Origin of the sequence: Streptomyces seoulensis, assembly GCF_022846655.1 — a bacterium.
In the GTDB taxonomy this organism is placed as follows: domain Bacteria; phylum Actinomycetota; class Actinomycetes; order Streptomycetales; family Streptomycetaceae; genus Streptomyces.
In genome coordinates this window covers 129,323-149,720 of sequence record NZ_AP025667.1, presented here as the reverse complement: position 1 = coordinate 149,720, position 20,398 = coordinate 129,323, and the positions used below count along the sequence as shown (strand labels likewise).

General features: G+C 71.0%; 17 protein-coding genes. 7 read left to right on the top strand and 10 right to left on the bottom strand.

Going from position 1 to position 20,398, the window contains the following annotated elements; genetic code table 11:
* Window positions 1–139: 139 nt before the first annotated feature.
* Window positions 140–688 carry an RNA 2'-phosphotransferase gene (locus HEK131_RS00685; protein ID WP_161150818.1) on the top strand — a complete coding sequence of 183 codons (549 nt, stop codon included), beginning with the start codon at window positions 140–142 and terminating at the stop codon, window positions 686–688.
* Between the two features lie 15 nt (window positions 689–703).
* On the opposite strand, the gene HEK131_RS00680 is transcribed toward HEK131_RS00685, so the two are convergent.
* Entirely contained in the window at window positions 704–1,606 is a 903-nt protein-coding gene (locus HEK131_RS00680; protein WP_244333240.1) for an LLM class flavin-dependent oxidoreductase, read from the bottom strand.
* Between the two features lie 107 nt (window positions 1,607–1,713).
* Between HEK131_RS00680 and HEK131_RS00675 the strand changes: the two genes are divergently transcribed.
* Entirely contained in the window at window positions 1,714–2,640 is a 927-nt protein-coding gene (locus tag HEK131_RS00675) for an HAD-IIB family hydrolase (protein ID WP_244333239.1), read from the top strand.
* 12 nt (window positions 2,641–2,652) lie between these two features.
* Here HEK131_RS00675 and cydD read toward each other — a convergent pair whose 3' ends face one another.
* The 4 genes from cydD to hisC form a co-directional block, all read right to left on the bottom strand.
* Window positions 2,653–6,207: a thiol reductant ABC exporter subunit CydD gene (cydD, locus tag HEK131_RS00670; protein ID WP_244333238.1), complete on the bottom strand. Its 3,555-nt coding sequence runs from the start codon at window positions 6,205–6,207 to the stop codon at window positions 2,653–2,655.
* Between the two features lie 59 nt (window positions 6,208–6,266).
* Complete coding sequence (cydB, locus tag HEK131_RS00665; protein WP_217463488.1) at window positions 6,267–7,271, bottom strand: cytochrome d ubiquinol oxidase subunit II; 1,005 nt, start codon at window positions 7,269–7,271, stop codon at window positions 6,267–6,269.
* Window positions 7,272–7,287: 16 nt separating this feature from the next.
* Window positions 7,288–8,796: a cytochrome ubiquinol oxidase subunit I gene (locus HEK131_RS00660; RefSeq protein ID WP_244333237.1), complete on the bottom strand. Its 1,509-nt coding sequence runs from the start codon at window positions 8,794–8,796 to the stop codon at window positions 7,288–7,290.
* A gap of 227 nt (window positions 8,797–9,023) precedes the next feature.
* Window positions 9,024–10,112: a histidinol-phosphate transaminase gene (gene hisC / locus HEK131_RS00655; RefSeq protein ID WP_217463490.1), complete on the bottom strand. Its 1,089-nt coding sequence runs from the start codon at window positions 10,110–10,112 to the stop codon at window positions 9,024–9,026.
* Window positions 10,113–10,541: 429 nt separating this feature from the next.
* On the opposite strand from hisC, the gene HEK131_RS00650 reads away from it, so the two are divergent.
* The 3 genes from HEK131_RS00650 to HEK131_RS00640 all read left to right on the top strand — a co-directional run bounded on the left by HEK131_RS00650 (window position 10,542) and on the right by HEK131_RS00640 (window position 14,096).
* Entirely contained in the window at window positions 10,542–11,654 is a 1,113-nt protein-coding gene (locus HEK131_RS00650; protein ID WP_161147332.1) for a LacI family DNA-binding transcriptional regulator, read from the top strand.
* 310 nt (window positions 11,655–11,964) lie between these two features.
* Entirely contained in the window at window positions 11,965–13,041 is a 1,077-nt protein-coding gene (locus HEK131_RS00645) for a metallophosphoesterase (RefSeq protein ID WP_244333236.1), read from the top strand.
* Between the two features lie 194 nt (window positions 13,042–13,235).
* The gene (locus tag HEK131_RS00640) at window positions 13,236–14,096 is read left to right on the top strand and encodes a hypothetical protein (protein WP_244333235.1); all 861 of its coding nucleotides are present in this window, start codon (window positions 13,236–13,238) and stop codon (window positions 14,094–14,096) included.
* Here HEK131_RS00640 and thiC read toward each other — a convergent pair.
* Window positions 14,093–15,898, bottom strand: coding sequence for a phosphomethylpyrimidine synthase ThiC (gene thiC, locus HEK131_RS00635; protein ID WP_217463493.1), 1,806 nt, complete (start codon window positions 15,896–15,898; stop codon window positions 14,093–14,095). The two genes, HEK131_RS00640 and thiC, sit on opposite strands and share 4 nt — an antisense overlap.
* 236 nt (window positions 15,899–16,134) lie before the next feature.
* Between thiC and HEK131_RS00630 the strand changes: the two genes are divergently transcribed.
* Window positions 16,135–17,595: a YibE/F family protein gene (locus HEK131_RS00630; protein ID WP_244333234.1), complete on the top strand. Its 1,461-nt coding sequence runs from the start codon at window positions 16,135–16,137 to the stop codon at window positions 17,593–17,595.
* A gap of 109 nt (window positions 17,596–17,704) precedes the next feature.
* Here the strand turns inward: HEK131_RS00630 and HEK131_RS00625 are convergent, their stop codons facing one another.
* The 4 genes from HEK131_RS00625 to HEK131_RS00610 form a co-directional block, all read right to left on the bottom strand.
* A complete protein-coding gene (locus tag HEK131_RS00625) occupies window positions 17,705–18,142 on the bottom strand; it encodes an SsgA family sporulation/cell division regulator (protein WP_161147327.1) in 438 nt (145 codons plus the stop codon).
* Between the two features lie 97 nt (window positions 18,143–18,239).
* A complete protein-coding gene (locus tag HEK131_RS00620) occupies window positions 18,240–19,097 on the bottom strand; it encodes an IclR family transcriptional regulator (protein WP_244333233.1) in 858 nt (285 codons plus the stop codon).
* 203 nt (window positions 19,098–19,300) lie between these two features.
* Window positions 19,301–19,513: a DUF5326 family protein gene (locus HEK131_RS00615; protein ID WP_217463496.1), complete on the bottom strand. Its 213-nt coding sequence runs from the start codon at window positions 19,511–19,513 to the stop codon at window positions 19,301–19,303.
* A gap of 129 nt (window positions 19,514–19,642) precedes the next feature.
* Window positions 19,643–19,960, bottom strand: a complete 318-nt coding sequence (locus HEK131_RS00610; protein ID WP_161147325.1) for a cupin domain-containing protein — start codon at window positions 19,958–19,960, stop codon at window positions 19,643–19,645.
* A 60-nt stretch (window positions 19,961–20,020) separates the two neighbouring features.
* On the opposite strand from HEK131_RS00610, the gene HEK131_RS00605 reads away from it, so the two are divergent.
* On the top strand, window positions 20,021–20,398 hold the full coding sequence (locus HEK131_RS00605; protein ID WP_161147324.1) for a phage holin family protein: 378 nt from the start codon (window positions 20,021–20,023) through the stop codon (window positions 20,396–20,398).

The following is a 20,398-nucleotide window of genomic DNA, read 5'->3' as shown; positions in this document are numbered from 1 at the left end:
GATCAAACCTCCCGGCGAAAAATCATATGCGTGATCCGCGTCTCCCCGGCAGGCTGGGGAGGGGCGGAAAACGCGGAGCGGGCGGACGAGAGGGACATACGAAAAGCATCACATGACAGAAGTGGGTACATCAGAAGTGATGGATGACAGACGCACCGTGAAGGTGTCCAAGTACCTCTCCAAGCACCTGCGGCACCAGCCCGAGCGCATCGGGCTCACCCTCGACCCGGCGGGCTGGGTCGGGATCGACACGCTGCTCGCCGCGGCGGCGGCCCATGGCTTTCCCGTCACGCGTGCGGAGCTGGACCATGTGGTGGCCGTCAACGACAAGCGGCGCTTCGCCGTCGAGGACGGCCGCATCCGCGCCAGTCAGGGCCACAGCGTCGAGGTGGCGCTCGGCCTGCCCCCGGCCACCCCGCCGCCGTACCTGTACCACGGCACCGTCGCCCGCAGCCTGGACGCGATCCGCGCCGAGGGGCTGCGCCCCATGGACCGGCACGACGTCCACCTCTCGGCCGACCGCGAGACCGCCACCCGGGTCGGCGCCCGCCGTGGCCGGCCCGTGGTCCTCGCCGTGGACGCGGCCGCCATGCACCGCGACGGCCACGTCTTCCACGTCAGCGCCAACGGCGTCTGGCTGACCAGCGCCGTCCCGCCCCGCTACCTGCGCTTCTCCGAGCCCCGCTGAGAGCCGGGCCCTCGGTCAGCCGAGCTGGGCGACGGCCTCGGTGGCGATCTTCTCGAAGACGGCCTGGTCGGCCGCGAAGTCCGAGTCCGGGATCGGCCAGTGGATCACCAGCTCGGTGACGCCCAGCGCCGCGTACCGGCCGGCGAAATCCACGAACGCGTCGACGGACTCCAGCGGACGGCTCCGGTCCGGGGTGAACCCGGTCAGCATGATCTTGTCCAGCTCGGTGACGTCCCGGCCGACCTCCGCACATGCCTCCGTGAGCCGGCCGAGCTGCCCCTCGACCGCCAGCACCGACTGCTCCGGCGTGCCCGCCTCGAACAGCTTCGGGTCGCCCGTGGTCACCCACGCCTGCCCGTACCGGGCGGCCAGCCGCAGCCCGCGCGGACCCGTCGCCGCCACCGCGAACGGCAGCCGGGGCCGCTGCGCACAGCCCGGAATGTTGCGGGCCTCGTGCGCCGAGTAGTGGTCGCCCGCGTACGACACGGCGTCCTCGGTCAGCAGCCGGTCCAGCAGCGTCACGAACTCCGCGAACCGGTCGGCACGCTCACGCGGGGACCACGCCTCCTGCCCGAGCGCGGTCGCGTCGAACCCGGAGCCGCCCGCCCCGATGCCCAGCGTGACGCGGCCACCGGAGATGTCGTCGAGGGAGATCAGTTCCTTGGCCAGGGTCACCGGGTGCCGGAAGTTCGGCGAGGTCACCAGCGTCCCCAGCCGCAGCCGCTCGGTCACCCCGGCGGCGGCCGTCAGCGTCGGCAGCGCGCCGAACCACGGCCCGTCCCGGAACGACCGCCAGGACAGGTGGTCGTAGGTGTACGCCGCGTGGAACCCCAGTTCCTCGGCCCGCTGCCATTTCGCCCGTCCCCCCTCGTTCCAGCGGTCGACGGGAAGAATCACGGTACTGAGACGAAGGGCCATGCGGACGAGCCTACGACGCCCGGATGGCCGATCGGGACGCGATCTGGACCTCATCCGACGCAACCCTGAACTCATCCGTGCCCAGCGGCGCACGGTCGTGCGCGCATATGCGCGAGAATGGCCGGGTGACCTCAGCGACCAGACAGCCGGGGACCCCGGCATCCGCCCAGCCGTCGGCCCTGTCCGGACGCGGAGGGGCCTCCCTCCCGCCGCCCCGCCTGATCGCCACCGACCTCGACGGCACCCTGCTGCGCGACGACCAGACCGTCTCCGCGCGCACCGTCGCCGCGCTCGCCGCGGCCGAGGAGGCGGGCGTGGAGGTCTTCTTCGTCACCGGCCGGCCCGCCCGCTGGATGGACGTCGTCAGCGAGCACGTGCACGGCCACGGCCTGGCGATCTGCGGCAACGGCGCCGCCGTGGTCGACCTGCACGGCGGACCCGGCGCCCACCGCTTCGTGAAGGTGCGCGAGCTGGCCAGGGAGAACGCCCTGAAGTCCGTGCGCATGCTGCGCGAAGCGGCCCCCGGCACGCTGTTCGCGGTCGAGCAGACCTACGGCTTCCACCAGGAGCCCGCCTATCCCAAGCTGCACATGGAGATCCCGGACACCCTCCGGCCCGCCGAGGAACTCCTCGCGCCGGACGGCGTCGCGGCGAGCCAGCCGGTGCTGAAGATCCTGGCCCACCACCCCGAGCTCGACCCGGACGCCTTCCTCACCCTCGCCCGGATCGCCGTCGGCGGCCACGCCAACGTCACCCGCTCCAGCCCCAGCGCCCTGCTGGAGCTGAGCGGACCCGGCGTCTCCAAGGCCAGCACCCTGGCGCTGTGCTGCGCCGAGCGCGGCATCTCGCACGAGGAGGTCGTCGCCTTCGGCGACATGCCCAACGACATCGAGATGCTGACCTGGGCCGGCCGCTCCTACGCCATGGGCAACGCCCACCCCGACACCCTGGCCGCGGCCACCGACCGCACCCGCGCCAACAACGAGGACGGTGTGGCCCGCGTGATCGAGGACATCCTCGCCGGCCGGGTCTGACCACCTCGCCGACTACAGCACCACCAGGGACTCCGCCTCGGCCTCGCGGCGGGCCATCGCGGCCAGCGGGCCGTCCACGGTGACCAGCTCGGCGTAGGGGCCGCGCTGCACCACGCGGCCCGCGTCGAGGACGAGCACCTCGTCGACGGCGGCGAGACCGGCGAGCCGGTGCGTGATCAGCAGGGTGGTGCGGCCCTCGGTCGCGGCCAGCAGGTCCTCGGTGAGGGCATCGGCCGTGGGCAGGTCGAGGTGCTCGGCGGGCTCGTCCAGCACCAGCACCGGGAAGTCCGCGAGCAGCGCGCGGGCCAGCGCGAGCCGCTGCCGCTGGCCGCCGGAGAGACGGGCCCCGTGCTCGCCCACGTGCGTGTCCAGGCCCTCGGGGAGCCCGTCCACCCAGTCCAGCAGCCGGGCCCGCAGCAGCACGTCCCGCAGCTCGTCCTCGGTCGCGTCCTTCCGGGCGAGCAGCAGGTTCTCCCGGACGGTGCTGTCGAAGAGGTGGGCGTCCTGGGCGCACAGCCCGACCAGCCGCCGTACGTCGTCGCCGTCCATCTCGTCCGCCAGCACCCCGGCGAGCGTGTACGTGCCCGAGCCCGGGTCCAGGAAGCGGAGCAGCACCTGGGCGAGGGTGGTCTTGCCGGAGCCCGAGGGACCGACCACGGCGATCCGGCGGCCCCGGTCCAGCGTGAGGTCGAGCCCGTCGAGCGCGTCGCGGTGCTGGTCCTCGTAGCGGGCGGTCAGGTCCTTCACCACGAGCGGGAAGGGCGAGGCCGGTGCCTCGCGCGGGTGCTCGGGCTCGTGGACCGGCTCCGGGGCGTCCAGTACCTCGTACACGCGCTCGGCGCTGCGGGCGACGCGCTGCCGGTAGCGCACGGCCAGCGGGAGGCCGAGCACGGCCTCGAAGGCGGCCAGCGGGGTGAGGACGACCACGGCCACCACGACACCCTGGATCCGGCCCCCGGCCGCCGCCTGCGCGCCGAGCAGCGCGGCGACGGTGACGGTCAGACCGGAGATCAGCGCGGTGAGGCCGTCGCCGAGCGCGGTCGCCCCGGCCGCGCGGGACGCGATCCGGGTGAGGACGCCGTCGGCCTGCCGGGTGGCCGCCGTCCGCGAGGGCAGCGCCCCGGCGACGGTCAGCTCGGCGGTGCCGGTGAGCAGGTCGGTCACGCGGGTGGCCAGCACGCTGCGGGCGGGCGCCAGCCGTCGTTCGGTGCGCCGGGCGACGGCCGCGGTGACCAGCGGGACGCCGACGCCGGCGAGCAGCAGACCCGCGGCGAGCGCGAGTCCGGCCTCGGGCAGCAGCCAGGCCGTGAACCCGACCGAGGCGGCGGAGACGACGACGGCCACACCCGTGGGCAGCAGCCAGCGCAGCCAGTAGTCCTGGAAGGCGTCCACGTCGGCGACGAGCCGGCTGAGCAGATCGCCGCGCCGGGTGCCCCGCAGCCCGGCCGGGGCCAGGCGCTCCAGCCGCTTGTAGACGGCGACGCGGGTGTCGGCGAGCATGCGCAGCACGGCGTCGTGCGACACCAGCCGCTCGCTGTAGCGGAAGACGGCGCGGCCGATGCCGAAGAACCGCGTGGCCGTCACGGCCACCAGCAGGTACAGCACCGGGGGCTGCTGCGAGGCGCGGGAGATCAGCCAGCCCGAGGTCGCCATGAGTCCGACGGCGCAGCCGAGGGCCAGGCTGCCGAGCAGCAGCGCGAAGAGCAGGCGGCCGCGCCGGGCGGCGGCCACGGAACGGACGCGCGTCAGGATGCCCCGGTCGCGGGCCGTCGCCGTCCCGGGCGCGGATCCGTCCCGGTCGTCGTCGGCCTCGTCCTGCTCGGGGAAGAAGGGTTCGCCGGGCGCGGCGGCGACGGGCTCGGGCGCGTCGAGCGCGGCGACGGCCGAGTCGGGGGCGGGCGCCTCGGCCATGACCGGCTCGGGCACCGGCGGCGCCTCGGACAGCTCCAGCCGAACCACCCGGTCGGCGACCTCCAGCAGCGCGGGCCGGTGCACGACGAGCAGCACCGTACGGCCCACCGCTAGCCGTCGCACCGCAGCGACGACATCCGCCTCGGTGGCGCCGTCCAGCGCGGCGGTGGGTTCGTCCAGGAGCAGTACCGGCCGGTCGGCGAGGAAGGCGCGGGCCAGGGCGAGCCGCTGCCGCTGCCCTGCGGAGAGCCCTGCCCCGTCCTCACCGAGCACGGTGTCGGCGCCCGCGGGGAGCGCGTCCACGAACTCCAGCGCCCCCGCGTCCGCCAGCGCCCGGTGAACGGCGGTGTCGTCCGCGTCGGGACGGGCCAGCCGTACGTTCTCTGCGATGGTCCCGGCGTACAGGTGCGGCCGCTGCGGCACCCAGGCGATCCGGGAGCGCCACTCCTCGAGGTCGAGGTCGGCGAGGTCGGCGCCGCCGATGCGCACCCGGCCCTCGGTGGGCCGCACGAAGCCGAGGAGCACGCTCAGCAGGGTGGACTTGCCCGCACCGCTCGGCCCGATCAGCGCCACGGTCTCGCCGGGCTCCACGGAGAAGGACGCGTCGGTGACGGCATCCGCCGACCGGCCGGGGTAGCGGACCGTCACGGAGTCGAAGGCCACCGAGCCGGAGGGGACAGGCGCGGTGCCGGTGGCCGGGACCGGAGTCTCCAGCACGGCGAAGATCTCTTCCGCGGCCGCGAGGCCCTCCGCCGCCGCGTGGTACTGCGCGCCCACCTGGCGCAGCGGGAGGTACGCCTCCGGGGCCAGGATCAGGATGACCAGGCCGATGTACAGATCCATGCCGCCGTGCACCAGCCGCATGCCGATCGTCACGGCGACCAGCGCGACGGAGAGCGTGGCCAGCAGCTCCAGCGCGAAGGAGGAGAGGAAGGCGATCCGCAGGGTCCGCATGGTGGCGCGGCGGTACTCGCCGGTGATCCGGCGGATGGACTCGGCCTGCGCCTTGGCCCGGCCGAACACCTTCAGCGTGGGCAGTCCGGCGACCACGTCCAGGAAGTGACCGGACAGCCGGGACAGCAGCGACCACTGCCGGTCCATCCGGGACTGGGTGGCCCAGCCGATGAGCATCATGAAGATCGGGATGAGGGGCAGGGTGGCGACGATGATCGCCGCCGACACCCAGTCCTCGGTGACGATCCGGGCCAGCACCGCCACCGGGACGACCAGGGCGAGGCCCATCTGCGGGAGGTACCGCGAGAAGTAGTCGTCCAGGGCGTCGACCCCACGCGTGGCCAGGGTGACCAGCGAGCCGGTGCGCTGTCCGCTCAGCCAACCGGGACCGAGCACGGCGGCCCGCTCGACGAGCCGCTCCCGCAGCTCCGACTTCACGGCCGCGCTGGCCCGGTGTGCCGCCAGCTCGGTGAGCCAGGAGACCAGCGCCCGGCCGCAGGCCACGACGGCCAGCAACGCCAGCGGGGTGACCAGGTCACCTGCGGACTTGCCCTGCTGGAAGGCTCCGACCACCACTTCGGCGATCAGCATCGCCTGGGCGATGACCAGGCCGGCGCCGAGCCCGCCGAGGATGACGACCGCCACGAGGAAGAAGCGCGTGGCACGGGCGTAGCGCATAAGGCGGGGATCGATCGGTTTCACGTGAAACGTGTCCTTCAGTCCCGAGAGTGTGTTTCACGTGAAACATACCCTTGGGACGGTCAGTGTGCGGCTTCGGCGATGTGGTGGGTGCCGATGCGCTTACGGAACACCCAGTACGTCCACCCCTGGTAGAGCATGACGAGCGGGGTCGCGATCGCGGCACACCAGGTCATGATCCTCAGGGTGTACGGGCTCGACGAGGCGTTGGTGACCGTCAGGCTCCAGTCCGCGTCGAGGGTGGACGGCATCACGTTCGGGAAGAGCGACAGGAACAGCATCGCCACGGTGGCCACGATGGTCACCCCGGACAGCGCGAACGCCCATCCCTCCCGCACCCGCCAGATGGCTCCCAGCGCTCCGACCAGGGCGACGGCCGCCACGGCCAGGGCGACCAGGCTCGCACCGTCCCCGCTGTGGAGCTGCGTCCAGACCAGGAAGGCGAGCGCCAGGACTACGGTCACCGGTCCGGTGCGCAGCGCCAGCCTGCGGGCCCGCGCCCGGATGTCACCGACGGTCTTGAGCGCCGTGAAGACCGTCCCGTGGAAGGTGAACAGGGTGAGGGTCACCGCGCCGCCGAGCAGGGCGTAGGGATGGAAGAGGTCACCGAGGCCGCCGACGTACTCGAAGTTCCGGTCGATCTTCACGCCCCACGTGATGTTCCCGAAGGCCACGCCCCACAGGAACGCCGGGATCAGCGAGGTCCAGAAGATCGCCCACTCCCAGTTGCGCTGCCAGCTCTCCTCGGGCCGCTTGACCCGGTACTCGAAGGCGACGCCCCGCACGATCAGGCAGACCAGGACGAGGAGGAAGGGCAGGTAGAAGCCGGAGAACAGGGTGGCGTACCACTCCGGGAAGGCGGCGAAGGTGGCACCGCCCGCCGTGAGCAACCACACCTCGTTGCCGTCCCACACCGGGCCGATGGTGTTGATCAGCACCCGCCGCTCGGGCCGGTCCCGCGCGAGCAGCCGGGTGAGGACACCGACCCCGAAGTCGAACCCCTCCAGGAAGAAGTAGCCGGTCCACAGCACGGCTATCAGTACGAACCAGACGTCATGCAGTTCCATGGCTGTTCCCTCAGCGCTAGTACGAGAAGGCCATCGGCCGGTCGGCGTCGCGGTGGTCGCCGCCGATCTTCGTGGGCGGGTTGAGGTCGGCCTCGGTCAGCTCCGGCGGCCCGGCCTTGGCGTACTTGACCAGCAGCCGGACCTCGATGACCGCGAGGACCGCGTACAGCGCGGTGAAGACGGCCATCGAGATGACGACCTCGGCCTGGGAGACACCGGGGGAGACCGCTTGCCGGGTCTGGAGCACGCCGTAGACGGCCCAGGGCTGACGGGCGGTCTCGGTGAAGATCCAGCCCCAGGCGTTGGCGATCAGCGGGAAGGCCATCGTCCAGGTGGCCACGCGCCAGAACCAGGGGGTGAGCTTCGGGCCCAGCGTCCGCTTCCCGAACAGCACCAGATGCGGTATCTCGTCGTCGCCGGTGCGCAGATGCCGGGGCAGCAGGAACTTCTTACGGGTCAGCCAGAGCCCCAGCGCCCCGAGGGCGAAGGACGTCATGCCGAACCCGATCATCCAGCGGAAGCCCCAGTAGGCGACCGGGATGTTGGGCCGGTAGTCGCCGGGCCCGAACTTCTCCTGCTCGGCCTTGTCGATGTCGTTGATGCCGGGAACGTACGAGGAGAAGTCGTCGTTGGCGAGGAAGGACAGCAGTCCGGGCACCTCGACGGCGACGGTGTTGTGGCCCTTGTCCACGTCGCCGTAGGCGAAGACCGAGAAGGGCGCGGGCTTCTGACCGTCCCACAGGGCCTCGGCGGCGGCCATCTTCATCGGCTGTTGCTTGAACATGACCTTGCCGAGCAGGTCTCCGCTGACCGCGGTGAGCAGGCCGGCGATGACCACGGTGACCAGGCCGAGCCGGAGCGAGGTCCGCATCACCCTGATGTGCCGGCGACGGGCGAGGTGGTAGGCGGATATGCCCACCACGAAGGCGCCACCGGTCAGGAAGGCCGCGGCGAAGGTGTGGAACGCCTGGTTGAGCGCGGTGTTCTGGGTCAGCACGGCCCAGAAGTCGGTCAGTTCGGCGCGGCCCTTGGCCTTGTTGATCCGGTAGCCGACCGGATGCTGCATCCAGGAGTTGGCCGCCAGGATGAAGTAGGCCGACAGGACCGTGCCGAGCGAGACCATCCAGATGCAGGCCAGGTGGATCTTCTTCGGCAGCTTGTCCCAGCCGAAGATCCACAGCCCGATGAAGGTCGACTCGAAGAAGAACGCGATGAGCGCCTCGAACGCCAGCGGGGCGCCGAAGACGTCCCCGACGAAGCGCGAGTAGTCCGACCAGTTCATGCCGAACTGGAACTCCTGCACGATGCCGGTGACCACGCCCATCGCGATGTTGATCAGGAAGAGCTTGCCCCAGAACTTGGTGGCCCTGAGGTAGACCTCCTTCTCCGTGCGCACCCAGGCCGTCTGCAGCCCGGCCGTGAGAGCGGCCAGGGAGATCGTCAGGGGGACGAACAGAAAGTGATAGACGGTGGTGATGCCGAACTGCCAGCGCGCCAGGGTCTCCGGCGCCAGCGCCAGTTCCACGTCGTCACCCCTCCTAACTTCGCCGTCCGAACGCGGTGTTACGGCACTTTTGCCTCACACGTGTGGAGCAGTCCGAACGGAGCTTGTGAAAGCGTTCACATTCACAAGCCATTATTGCGCACACGTTCTGTCACCCGGAAGAGGGGGTCCCCCGGGCTCCGCGACAGAGCCCGGATACGACGAAAGGCCCCGCCGAACGGCGGGGCCCATGTCGTCGCGGCGAGCGCTCAGCCCTGCGCCGCCTCCCGGCGGAACGCCTCCGCCGCCTTGAGGAACAGGTCGTTCGCCTCGGTCTCCCCGACCGTCACCCGCACACCCTCACCGGGGAACGGCCGCACCACGACACCGTGGTCCTCGCACGCCGCCGCGAACTCCATGGTCCGCTCCCCCAGCCGAAGCCACACGAAGTTGGCCTGCGTCTCCGGCACCGTCCAGCCCTGCGCACGCAGCGCGTCGACGACACGGGCGCGCTCGCACACCAGCGAACCGACCCGGCCCAGCAGCGCGTCCTCGGCCTGGAGCGAGGCGATCGCCGCCTCCTGCGCGACATGGCTGACACCGAACGGCACCGCCGTCTTGCGCAGCGCGGCGGCCACCGGCTCGTGCGCGATGGCGAAACCGACCCGCAGCCCGGCCAGCCCGTACGCCTTGGAGAACGTGCGCAGCACGCAGACGTTCGGCCGCTCCCGGTACAGCTCGACGCCGTCGGGCACCTCGGGGTCCCGGATGAACTCCCGGTACGCCTCGTCGAGCACCACCAGCACGTCACGCGGCACCCGGTCGAGGAACCGTTCCAGCTCGGCCCGCCTCACCACGGTGCCGGTCGGGTTGTTGGGGTTGCACACGAAGATCAGCCGGGTCCGGTCGGTGATCGCGTCCGCCATCGCGTCCAGGTCGTGCACATCGTCCGGCGTGAGCGGCACCTGCACCGGCGTCGCGCCGCTGATCCGCGTGATGATCGGGTACGCCTCGAAGGAGCGCCAGGCGTAGATCACCTCGTCGCCCGGTCCGCTGGTCGCCTGCACCAACTGCTGGGCCACGCCGACCGAGCCGGTGCCCGTGGCCAGGTGGGAGACCGGGACGCCGAACCGCTCCGCCAGCTCGGCCATCAGGCCGCCGCACGCCATGTCGGGGTAGCGGTTGAACTCGGCGACGGCAGCGGCGACGCGCTCCATCACACCCGGCAGCGGGGGATAGGGGTTCTCGTTGGAGGACAGCTTGTAGGCGGCCGGACCATCGGCCGAGGCGGGCCTGCCCGGCTTGTAGGTGGGGATCCCCTCCAGCTCGGCGCGCAGCTTGGGGCTCGTCTCGCTCACCGCAGTCCTCCTCGTGACCACCGGCGGACCGTCGACGCCGCCGGCATCCAATGCTTCTCACCTTATGAGGATTCGGCGCGCTTGCGTACCGGCGCGACCCGGCCTGCGGTCCGCCGCCGCCGTCCCGGGGGCACCACGGGCCGCACCGGGCAACTGCCTGCGCAATAGGGGGCGCATCGCGCATTTGCTCATGCGCCGGTGGCTCGCGCCGTGGCGCGCATCCCCCGTGAAGGTGAGTTGAGACCTCTTCGAGACATCGGGCACTTGGCAGGCCCACACCCGCCGACAAGTCACGTCCTGCCATCGGACCGGCCAACTGACATGCTTTCTAAGGCTGTTGTGGCCTGACGACCATGCAGAAACGTGCCTGTCAACGCATGCATATGCGTCCGCCCTACCCCACCACAAGAGCCCTACTATCGGCTCGCCATGACAGCAGCAGGGAAGCACCAGGTGAGCCGCGCGGAAACCTCCCGGCGGGGCACCCGGCCAGGCCGGGCGGGCATCAGAGACGTGGCCGCCGCCGCCGGGGTCTCCATCACGACCGTCTCCGACGCCCTCAACGGCAAGGGGCGGCTCCCGGACGCCACCCGCCGCCATGTCCGCGAGGTCGCGGACCGACTGGGCTACCGGCCCTCGGCCGCCGCCCGCACCCTCCGTACCGGCAAGTCCGGCCTGATCGGCCTGACCGTGACCACGTACGGGGATGAACCTTTCACCTTCACCGAGTTCGCCTACTTCGCCGAGATGGCGCGTGCCGCCACCTCCGCCGCGCTCGCCCGCGGCTACGCCCTGGTCATCCTGCCCGCGACCTCCCGCCACGACGTGTGGTCCAACGTCGCGCTGGACGGCACCGTCGTCATCGACCCCTCCGACCAGGACCCGGTCGTCAGCGAGCTGGTCCGGCAGGGCTTACCGGTCGTCTCCGACGGCCGCCCGGCCGGCTCCCTCCCGGTGACCGCCTGGGTCGACAACGACCACGAGGCCGCCGTCCTCGGCATCCTCGACCACCTGGCCGCCGCCGGGGCCCGCCGCATCGGACTCCTCACCGGCACCACGACGGACACGTACACCCATCTGTCCACCACCGCCTATCTGCGCTGGTGCGAGCGGGTCGGCCAGGACCCGGTCTACGAGGCGTACCCGGCGCACGACCCGTGCGCGGGCGCCATCGCCGCCGACCGGCTGCTCGCCCGCCCCGACCGCCCGGACGCCGTCTACGGTCTCTTCGACCCCAACGGCACCGACCTGCTCGCCGCCGCCCGGCGCTACGGGCTGCGCGTCCCGGAGGACCTGCTGCTGGTGTGCTGCAGCGAGTCCACGGTGTACGCCACCACCGAGCCGCCCATCACCACGCTCTCGCTGAAGCCCCGCCGCATCGGCACCGCGGTCGTGCAGCTCCTCATCGACGCCATCGAGGGGGTCGAGTCGGACCAGCCGGTCGAGCAGGTGATACCGACGGAACTGATCGTGCGCACCTCGTCCCAGCGCCGTCCGCCGCGCACCACTGTCAGCCCGCCCCGGACACCGGAGCGGGGCTGACGGGACCGGCCCGAGGGGGCGCCGCCGGGCGGGGACGGACGGTTCCATGAGGCGCGGCCGGACCGGTCGCGCCTCGCCGAACCGGGGCGGACGACCCTCCGGCGGGCGATCGATCATGGCCGGGCAACTGGTCGAACCCCTGCCCAAACGGGACGAAAGCCTCGGTGATCGGGAGCCTCGCTCCGATTCACCACCCCTGGGTCATCACATGGCGCGACGCGCATTCCTATGATGGGCCCACGACACCGCGGGCCGCTGCGACCAGGCAGTCCGAGGCGGTGCAGCTTCGGCGCGATGGTGGAGGGGTCTGATGACTCAGGGGGCCGGTCAGGGACCCGAGACGGAGCGAACGGCGACGTTGCGCGACTTCCGGGTACCCGCTTACGTCCACGAGACCGGTCCGTACGCCGACGTGCACCCCGGTGACGTCGTCCCTGCGCACGAGGCGGAGCATCCCGAGGGGTACACCCCGACCGAGCGGGACCTGCCGGTCATCCAGCGCGGCGACACGCTCCAGCCGCCGGCCGACCCGGCTCCGGCCGCCCCGGCGCCGCAGCCCGGCGAGGGACCCGGCCCGCTGTTCGTCGTGGGCGACGTCCACGGCTACATCGAGGAGCTGCTGACCGCCCTGCGCGCCAAGGGCCTGATCGACGAAGCCGGCCAGTGGTGCGCGGGCACCTCCAGGCTGTGGTTCCTCGGTGACTTCACCGACCGGGGCCCGGACGGCATCGGCGTCATCGACCTCGTGATGCGGCTGTCCGCCGAGGCCGCCGCCGCCGGCGGCTACTGCAAGGCCCTCATGGGCAACCACGAGCTGCTGCTGCTGGGCGCCAAGCGGTTCGGCGACACGCCGGTCAACTCCGGCGCGGGAACCGCCACCTTCCAGGCGGCCTGGCTGCTCAACGGCGGCCAGAAGACCGACATGGACCGCCTCCAGGACCACCACCTCCAGTGGATGGCCCGGCTCGACGCGGTCGAGGAGGTCGACGGCTACCTGCTGCTCCACTCCGACACCACCGCCTACCTCGACTACGGCGACTCGATCGAGGCCGTCAACGACACCGTCCGCGAGGCGCTAACCCGCAACGACGCGGACGAGGTGTGGGACCTGTTCCGCAAGTTCACCAAGCGCTTCTCCTTCCGCGACGAGGGCGGCGCCGACGCCGTGCGCTCCCTTCTCGATACGTACGGCGGCGGCCGTGTCGTTCACGGCCACAGCCCGATTCCCTACCTGCTGGGCCAGGTCGGCTCCGAGGAGGGCGAGGACAGCGGCGGCCCCCGCGTCGAGGGACCGCACGTGTACGCCGACGGCCTCGCCATCGCCATGGACGGCGGCGTGACGATGGCCGGAAAGCTGCTGGTCCAGCAACTCCCTCTGGAATCCTGACCGTTCTCCGCACCACCCGGCCCCGGGCCGCGGTGGCGCGGAACCGGCACGGAGCCTCGCCCCAATTTCCCGCAACCCCCTGTCACCGTGCGGTGTGACAGCTCTACCATCGGCTTATCCGTAGCAGGCTCCCCTCCGTTTCTGCCCGACGGCTCGCCGCCATGCGAGCCACAAGCCCTACGGAGCATCGGGGGATGCACATGAACAGCGTTCCGCAGCACCTGCTGAGCGAGGACCGCCGGGAATTCGAGCGGTTCCTCGATGAGGCGCTGCGCTCCGCACCCGACCACCCGGAGCTGTCCGCCCTCGGACAGCGGCTCAACCCGGAACAACTGCGCACGATGGCACTCAACGCCACGGCGCTCATCAGTGCGGCCGCCGCCACCGAGTACCAGCACTACGTCAAGGCCCGCGAGGAACTGCGCCGTCCGGTGCCCACCGCCGAGGCGTCCGGCACCGAATCCGGTGCGGCGGAACCGGGGCCGGGCGCCCTGGGGCTCGCCGCCACGCTCGGCGAGACCGCCGAGGGCGCCGGGGCGGGAGCCAGCGCGATGGTCGCGGTACTGGCCCCCGTGCTCGCCGGGACCGCCGCGGTGATCTTCCTGCTGGTCGGCTACATCCTCAAGATGGTCGCCCCCGGCCAGCAGTTCGGCCGGACCATGATCACTGTCGGCTGGGTCTTCGGTGTCGTGACGGCGGCGGCGATCGTGGCCGCCGGTGTGGCGCTGCTGCTCACCGCGCTGCGCAACAGCTCCTCCGCCGAGGCCGCCGCCCAGGAGGAGGCACGCGAGGCGGTGGCGAAGGCGCGCGAGGAGTGGCGGGACGCCCTGTTCGAACGCGGCATCCTGCCCTTCCTGCGCGACGCCCTCGCCCAGCCCGGCGCCCCCGCCTCACAGCCCCTGCCGGCGCCCGGCCCGAGCCGGATGCCGCGCCTGGGCTACGGCCGCCCCGGCTTCAGCAGCCCCGACGACGGAGCGGCCACCGACCGCCCCCGCTTCAGCAGCCCCGACTACACGAGCCCGGACTTCGGCGGCCCGGAACACCAGCCGGACTAGTCCCGCTGCTCCGCGATCGGCAGATAGACCCGGTTGCCCGTGGCCGCGAACTCCAGGGACTTCCTCGCCATGCCCTCCTCGATCTCGGCCCGGTCACTCCCGTGTTCGCGCCTGATGTCCTGCGAGATCTTCATGCTGCAGAACTTCGGGCCGCACATGGAGCAGAAGTGAGCCGTCTTGGCGGGCTCGGCGGGCAGGGTCTCGTCGTGGAACTCCCGTGCCGTGTCCGGGTCCAGGGCGAGGTTGAACTGGTCCTCCCACCGGAACTCGAAGCGGGCGTCCGAGAGCGCGTCGTCCCATTCCTGGGCGCCGGGGTGCCCCTTGGCCAGGTCGGCCGCGTGGGCGGCGATCTTGTAGGTGATGACGCCGGTCTTCACGTCGTCCCGGTTCGGCAGGCCCAGGTGCTCCTTGGGCGTGACGTAGCAGAGCATCGCCGTGCCCCACCAGGCGATCATCGCGGCGCCGATGCCCGAGGTGATGTGGTCGTACGCGGGCGCGACGTCGGTGGTCAGCGGGCCGAGCGTATAGAACGGAGCTTCATCGCAGATCTCCTGCTGGAGGTCGATGTTCTCCTTGATCTTGTGCATCGGGACGTGCCCGGGGCCCTCGATCATCGTCTGTACATCGAAACGCCGGGCGATCCGGTTGAGCTCCCCGAGCGTGCGCAACTCCGCGAACTGCGCCTCGTCGTTGGCGTCTGCGATCGAGCCGGGCCGCAGACCGTCACCGAGCGAGTAGGTGACGTCGTACGCGGCGAGGATCTCGCAGAGCTCCTCGAAGTTCTCGTACAGGAACGACTCCTTGTGGTGCGCCAGGCACCACGCGGCCATGATCGAGCCGCCGCGCGAGACGATGCCCGTCTTCCGGTTCGCCGTCAGGGGTACGTACGGCAGACGCACACCGGCGTGCACCGTCATGTAGTCCACGCCCTGTTCGGCCTGCTCGATCACCGTGTCCTTGTAGATCTCCCAGGTCAGCTCCTCGGCCTTGCCGTCGACCTTCTCCAGCGCCTGGTAGAGCGGCACCGTGCCGATGGGGACAGGGGAGTTGCGCAGTACCCACTCGCGGGTGGTGTGGATGTTGCGGCCGGTGGAGAGGTCCATGACCGTGTCGGCGCCCCAGCGGGTGGCCCAGGTCATCTTCTCCACCTCCTCCTCGATCGAGGAAGTGACCGCGCTGTTGCCGATGTTGGCGTTGACCTTCACCAGGAAGCGCTTGCCGATGATCATCGGCTCGATCTCCGGGTGGTTCACATTGGCGGGCAGCACGGCGCGACCCGCCGCGATCTCCTCGCGGACCACCTCGGGAGAGACGTTCTCCCGAAGTGCCACGAACTCCATCTCGGGCGTGATCTCCCCCTGGCGGGCGTACGCGAGCTGGGTGACCGCCCGGCCCGCGCGCCCGCGCCGGGGCTGGCGGGGACGTCCGGGGAAGACGGCATCCAGGTTGCGCAGCCCGCCGCGCGGCGAGGTGTGCTTGATCCCGTCGTCCTCGGGACGGGCGGGGCGGCCCGCGTACTCCTCGGTGTCGCCACGGGCGACGATCCAGTGCTCCCGCAAGGGGGCCAGCCCCCGGCGGACGTCGGTGTCGGCTTCCGGATCGGTGTACGGGCCGGAGGTGTCGTACAGCGTGACCGACGACCCGTTGGTGAGATGCACCTGACGGACCGGCACGCGCAGGTCGGGGCGCGAACCCTCGACATACGCCTTGTGCCAGCCGACGGACTTCCCGGCCTCCTCGTGCGGCGAACTGTTCGTCGCGTTCTGCGTGGAGGCAGGCGTGCGTGCGTCCTTGTTGGTCATGAGACCTACTCCCTACGCCGGCATTACCCGGTAACAGGTTCGGCGGTCGACGCAGCGATTTCCGTCCGCAGATGCTCTCGGGGAACCACGTTCCACGTGAAACATCGCAACGACGGAGGTCAGCGCCCTCTCAGCCCGGTGCTCCGAGCTCCCGCGTGTGCAAAGGTGCCTCCACGCTAGCGCCCCATGTGACGGGATGAACAGTGGGCCTCCCCCGTTCTTGCAATGATCGGGCGGTGACCACGACGCAGCAGCCTCCCTACCCACCCCCCGGCCCACCCCACCGGCCCGGCTCCGGACCAGGCCCCGGCGACGGGGGTGGACACGGACACGGCTCCGGAGACGGGCATGGCGGCCACGGCCAGGGGCACGGCTCCGGGGGCGGGCACGGTCACTCCCACAGTCACAGCCACGGTCCCGCCGCCCCGGTGTCCAAGCACCTGCGCAAGGTCATCGCGGCGATCCTGATCCCGTTCAGCGCGGCGGTGGTCGTGGGTCTGGTGGTGCTCTGGCCCGGAGGCGCTCCGCCGCACCAGCGCACCGGGGTCGGCTTCGACCGCCAGACGCAGCAGGCAACGGTCACCCAGGTCACCTCGGTGAGCTGCCAGGTGGGCGGCGCCGGCGGGGGAGCCCCGGCCGGTGATCCCTCCGCCACGGGCGCGGGTGCGGCCGCCCAGAAGGACGAGAAGGGCCCCTGCAAGAAGGCGACGGTCCGGGTCGACACCGGCAAGGACCGGGGCCGTACCTTCACCGAGCTGGTGCAGCCGGACCAGACCCGGCAGTTGCACCAGGGCGACAAGGTCGTGGTCGCCTACGAGCCCACGGCGCCGAGGGAACTCCAGTACGCGGTCACCGATCTGGACCGGAAGTTCCCCATGGCGCTGCTCGCCGGGATCTTCGCGGTCGCCGTCGTGGTGGTGGGCCGGCTGCGCGGCGTGATGGCGCTGGTGGCCCTGGCCGTCAGCTTCATGGTGCTGACCCTGTTCATCCTGCCCGCGGTGCTGCAGGGCTCGAACCCGCTGCTCGTGGCCGTGGTAGGGGCGAGCGCGATCATGCTCATCGCGCTGTACATGTGCCATGGCCTGTCGGCGCGGACCTCCGTCGCGGTGGTCGGCACCCTGGTCTCACTGCTGCTGATCGGTTTCCTCGGCTCGCAGTTCATCGGCTGGGCGGCGCTCACCGGCAACACGGACGACAACACCGGCCTGATCCACGGGCTCTACCCGTCGATCGACATGAGCGGCCTGCTGCTCGCGGGCGTCATCATCGGCTCGCTGGGCGTGCTGGACGATGTGACGGTCACCCAGACCTCGGCGGTGTGGGAACTGCACGAGGCCAACCCGTCGATGGGCTGGCGCGGGCTGTACCGCGCGGGCATCCGCATCGGCCGCGACCACATCGCCTCCGTCGTCAACACCCTCGTCCTCGCCTACGCGGGCGCCGCGCTGCCCCTGCTGCTGCTGTTCTCCATCGCGCAGAGCGGTGTGGGAACGGTGGCCACCAGTGAGCTGGTCGCCGAGGAGATCGTGCGCACGCTCGTCGGCTCGATCGGCCTGGTCGCCTCGGTCCCGGTCACCACCGCGCTCGCCGCCTTGGTCGTCTCGGCCGACCGCCCCGCTCCCGGTGCGGCGGCGGCTCCCGCGGGCGCCCCACCCGTCGCGGCCCCGGGCGGCAGGGGACGACGCCGGAAGCGCTGAGCGGCGCCGCCGCCGCGCTCCCGTCGGCCCGTGAACCTTTGAAGAAGCGTTTCTTCAAAGGTTCACGAAGTCCGGCGGGGGCGCTCGGCGCCCTCTTGGCCCTGCCGCTTCAGCCCGCGCTCTGCTCCTCGGCCAGGATGCGGCCCAGTGCCTCGTCGAGGTGGGTGTCGAAGTCGGCCAGCGCACCCTCCTGCCCGAGCGGCACCAGCTTGTCGGTGCGGTCGAGGAACGCCACCAGCGGGGGTGTGGAGGAGCGGAAGAGCGCCTGGTCACCGCCTACCTGAAGGCGGATCAGCACCTCGCCCAGCACCTCGCAGTCGACGGGGGCGATGTGCACATCACCCTCGCCGCACGGCCGGCCGACCCCGTCGATCATCAACTCCCGGCCGAAGACCCAGGTCACCGGGGCGTCACCGGGCAGGTGGAAGGTGAGCCGCACCGCGTAGGGATCACTCGTCTCGTAGCGCAACTCCACCGGAATACGGAAGGAAAGCTCCTCCGAGACGAGAAAGCTCATCATGACTTCTGCCTGTACGGACTCGCGCATCGCCTACCCCGTCGTATGACATCGACTGGCCGGGTTTAATCCCTGACTGGGGTCAAATCTAGCTGAACGTACATGGCAGATCACAAGGAGTGAGTTTTCAGATGCTGATAGAGAGCGCCAGCGCCCCCATGTGACGTCCCATCTCCGACTGCAATCTCCTTGTGGCGCCCGGAAGTTGATCAGCCTGATGCGCCGGGAGCGAGATCGCCATCGTCGCGGCGGTTGTACCGACAGTGATCGGCACCGCCGCGCAGACCGCTCCAAGGGCGTATTCCTGCCGCTCCACCACCGGTTCCATGCGACGGGTCCCGGCCAGCCGCCGGAGCAGGGCGTCGTTGTCACGCACGGTGTACGGCGTCAGGGAGCGCACCGGGTAGCGCGAGAGGTGGTCGCGGCGGGCCTCCTCGTCCAACTGGGAGAGCAGGCATTTCCCGATGGCGTGGGCGTGTCCCGTCTCGCGGAAGTCGGCCCACTCCGCGACCGCCGGGCTCTCCCGCGAGTCGGCCACGCACATGACCTCGATCTCGCCGTCCCGGTACATCGCGTAGTACACCGGGACGCCGATCGAATCGCGCCAGTGCGCGAGGGTGTCGGCCACCGTGCTGCGACGTTTCTGCTGCGCTCCGCTGCTGCTCAGCTTGTCCGCCGCGTCACCGAGGAAGAACCGCCCCTTGTCCCGGCGCAGATAGCCCTCGTGCACCAGGGTGCGCAGCAGGTGGTACGCCGTGGGGAGCGCGAGGCCGGTCTCGCGGGCCAGTTGCTTGGCGGGAGCGCCGTACTCGTGCCCGGCGACCGTCTCCAGCAGGCGCATCGCGCGCTGGACGGAACCGATGAGGGTCGCGGAGTGCTTGTCGGGCGCGGTGGCGGCGGGCGGCCGCTGCATCGGGGGCGCGCAGGACCGCGCCGGGGCCGGGGGTGCGTGGGGTCCTGCCGGGGCGGTGTCGACCGTGGCCAAGGATTTACTCCCGAAGCGCGGAGGTGGGGGCGGCCCGTGCGGGGTGGACACGGGTGGGGTGCGTGCCGCCCGTGGGGTTCGGGGCCCCACGGGAGTTCCGGACTCTAACCGTCCACCACCGCGCGCGGACGGCCTGCCGGGGAAACTTCCCTCCCCCGAGGGAACGGACGCCCCGTGTTACCGCTGCCCGGCTCCCGCCCGCGTCACCAGTCTCCGCGCGAGGACGAGCCCGCGGTGAACTTCCGCACCACGTAGATGAGTCCGCCGACCAGGGCGACGAAGAGCAGGGCCTTGAAGAGCAGGCCGATCAGGAAGCCGACCACGGTCGCTATCAGGCCGCCGAACACGACCAGCGCGATGACCGGCACCGCGACCCACTTAACCCACCACGGCAACCCCGTGAAGATCTCTCGCATCGCCTCGTCCTTTGCGCTAGCAGTTCTCGATGTCCCGCTTCGATGCTAGGGCCGACGAGGGGCTCGTAGGGGGCCTCGCACCCCTTGTCCTCCCCTGAACCATCCCCTAGGGAACCCTGAGAGCGACCCTCACGCCTCAGGGGGAGAGAACACCACCAGGACCCTCAGGTCCTCGCTGATGTGGTGGAACTTGTGGGCCACGCCCGCGGGGACGTACACCACGCTGCCCCGCGCGACCTCCGTGGTCTCCAGCCCGATCGTGATCGACGCCCGGCCGCTGACCACGAAGTACACCTCGTCCTGCGGGTGGGGCTTCTGCGGGTCGTGGGAGCCCGCGTCGAGGGCGTACAGGCCGACCGACATGTTCCGCTCCCGCAGGAACTGGAGGTAGGCCCCCTCGTTGGCGGCACGCTCCGCCTCCAGTTCGTCCAGCCGGAATGCCTTCATCGCCGTCGTCCGCCCTTGCCGCGCCGCCCACTCTGATTCTGGTCTGCAACGATCAGACACATGAAGAATCTCGTAGTCAAGACGATCGCCAACGCCGGCGCCCTCGCGGTCGCCGTGTGGCTCCTCGACAAGATCACCCTCACCGGTGACAGCACGGGCAAGAAGATCGGCACGCTGATCGTGGTCGCGCTGATCTTCGGACTGGTGAACCTTCTGGTCAAGCCGGTCGTGAAGCTGCTGACCTTCCCGCTGTTCATCCTGACCCTCGGCCTGATCACCCTGGTCGTCAACGCGCTGATGCTGCTGCTGACCTCCTGGGTGTGCGACCAGCTCGACCTGAGCTTCCACGTCGAGGGGTTCTGGACAGCCGTGCTCGGCGGCCTGATCATCGCCGTCGTCTCCTGGGCACTGAACCTCGTTCTGCCCGACGAGGACTGA

Bases quoted from the DNA above. Each gene is read 5' to 3' on its own strand.
- HEK131_RS00680 (WP_244333240.1), bottom strand. From the start codon at position 1,606: ATGGCCCTTCGTCTCAGTACCGTGATTCTTCCCGTCGACCGCTGGAAC.
- HEK131_RS00610 (WP_161147325.1), bottom strand. From the start codon at position 19,960: ATGAAGGCATTCCGGCTGGACGAACTGGAGGCGGAGCGTGCCGCCAAC.
- cydB (WP_217463488.1), bottom strand. From the start codon at position 7,271: ATGGAACTGCATGACGTCTGGTTCGTACTGATAGCCGTGCTGTGGACC.
- HEK131_RS00675 (WP_244333239.1), top strand. From the start codon at position 1,714: ATGCGCGAGAATGGCCGGGTGACCTCAGCGACCAGACAGCCGGGGACC.
- HEK131_RS00615 (WP_217463496.1), bottom strand. From the start codon at position 19,513: ATGCGAGAGATCTTCACGGGGTTGCCGTGGTGGGTTAAGTGGGTCGCG.
- HEK131_RS00640 (WP_244333235.1), top strand. From the start codon at position 13,236: ATGCACATGAACAGCGTTCCGCAGCACCTGCTGAGCGAGGACCGCCGG.
- thiC (WP_217463493.1), bottom strand. From the start codon at position 15,898: ATGACCAACAAGGACGCACGCACGCCTGCCTCCACGCAGAACGCGACG.
- HEK131_RS00685 (WP_161150818.1), top strand. From the start codon at position 140: ATGGATGACAGACGCACCGTGAAGGTGTCCAAGTACCTCTCCAAGCAC.
- HEK131_RS00625 (WP_161147327.1), bottom strand. From the start codon at position 18,142: ATGCGCGAGTCCGTACAGGCAGAAGTCATGATGAGCTTTCTCGTCTCG.
- HEK131_RS00645 (WP_244333236.1), top strand. From the start codon at position 11,965: ATGACTCAGGGGGCCGGTCAGGGACCCGAGACGGAGCGAACGGCGACG.
- HEK131_RS00605 (WP_161147324.1), top strand. From the start codon at position 20,021: ATGAAGAATCTCGTAGTCAAGACGATCGCCAACGCCGGCGCCCTCGCG.
- HEK131_RS00650 (WP_161147332.1), top strand. From the start codon at position 10,542: ATGACAGCAGCAGGGAAGCACCAGGTGAGCCGCGCGGAAACCTCCCGG.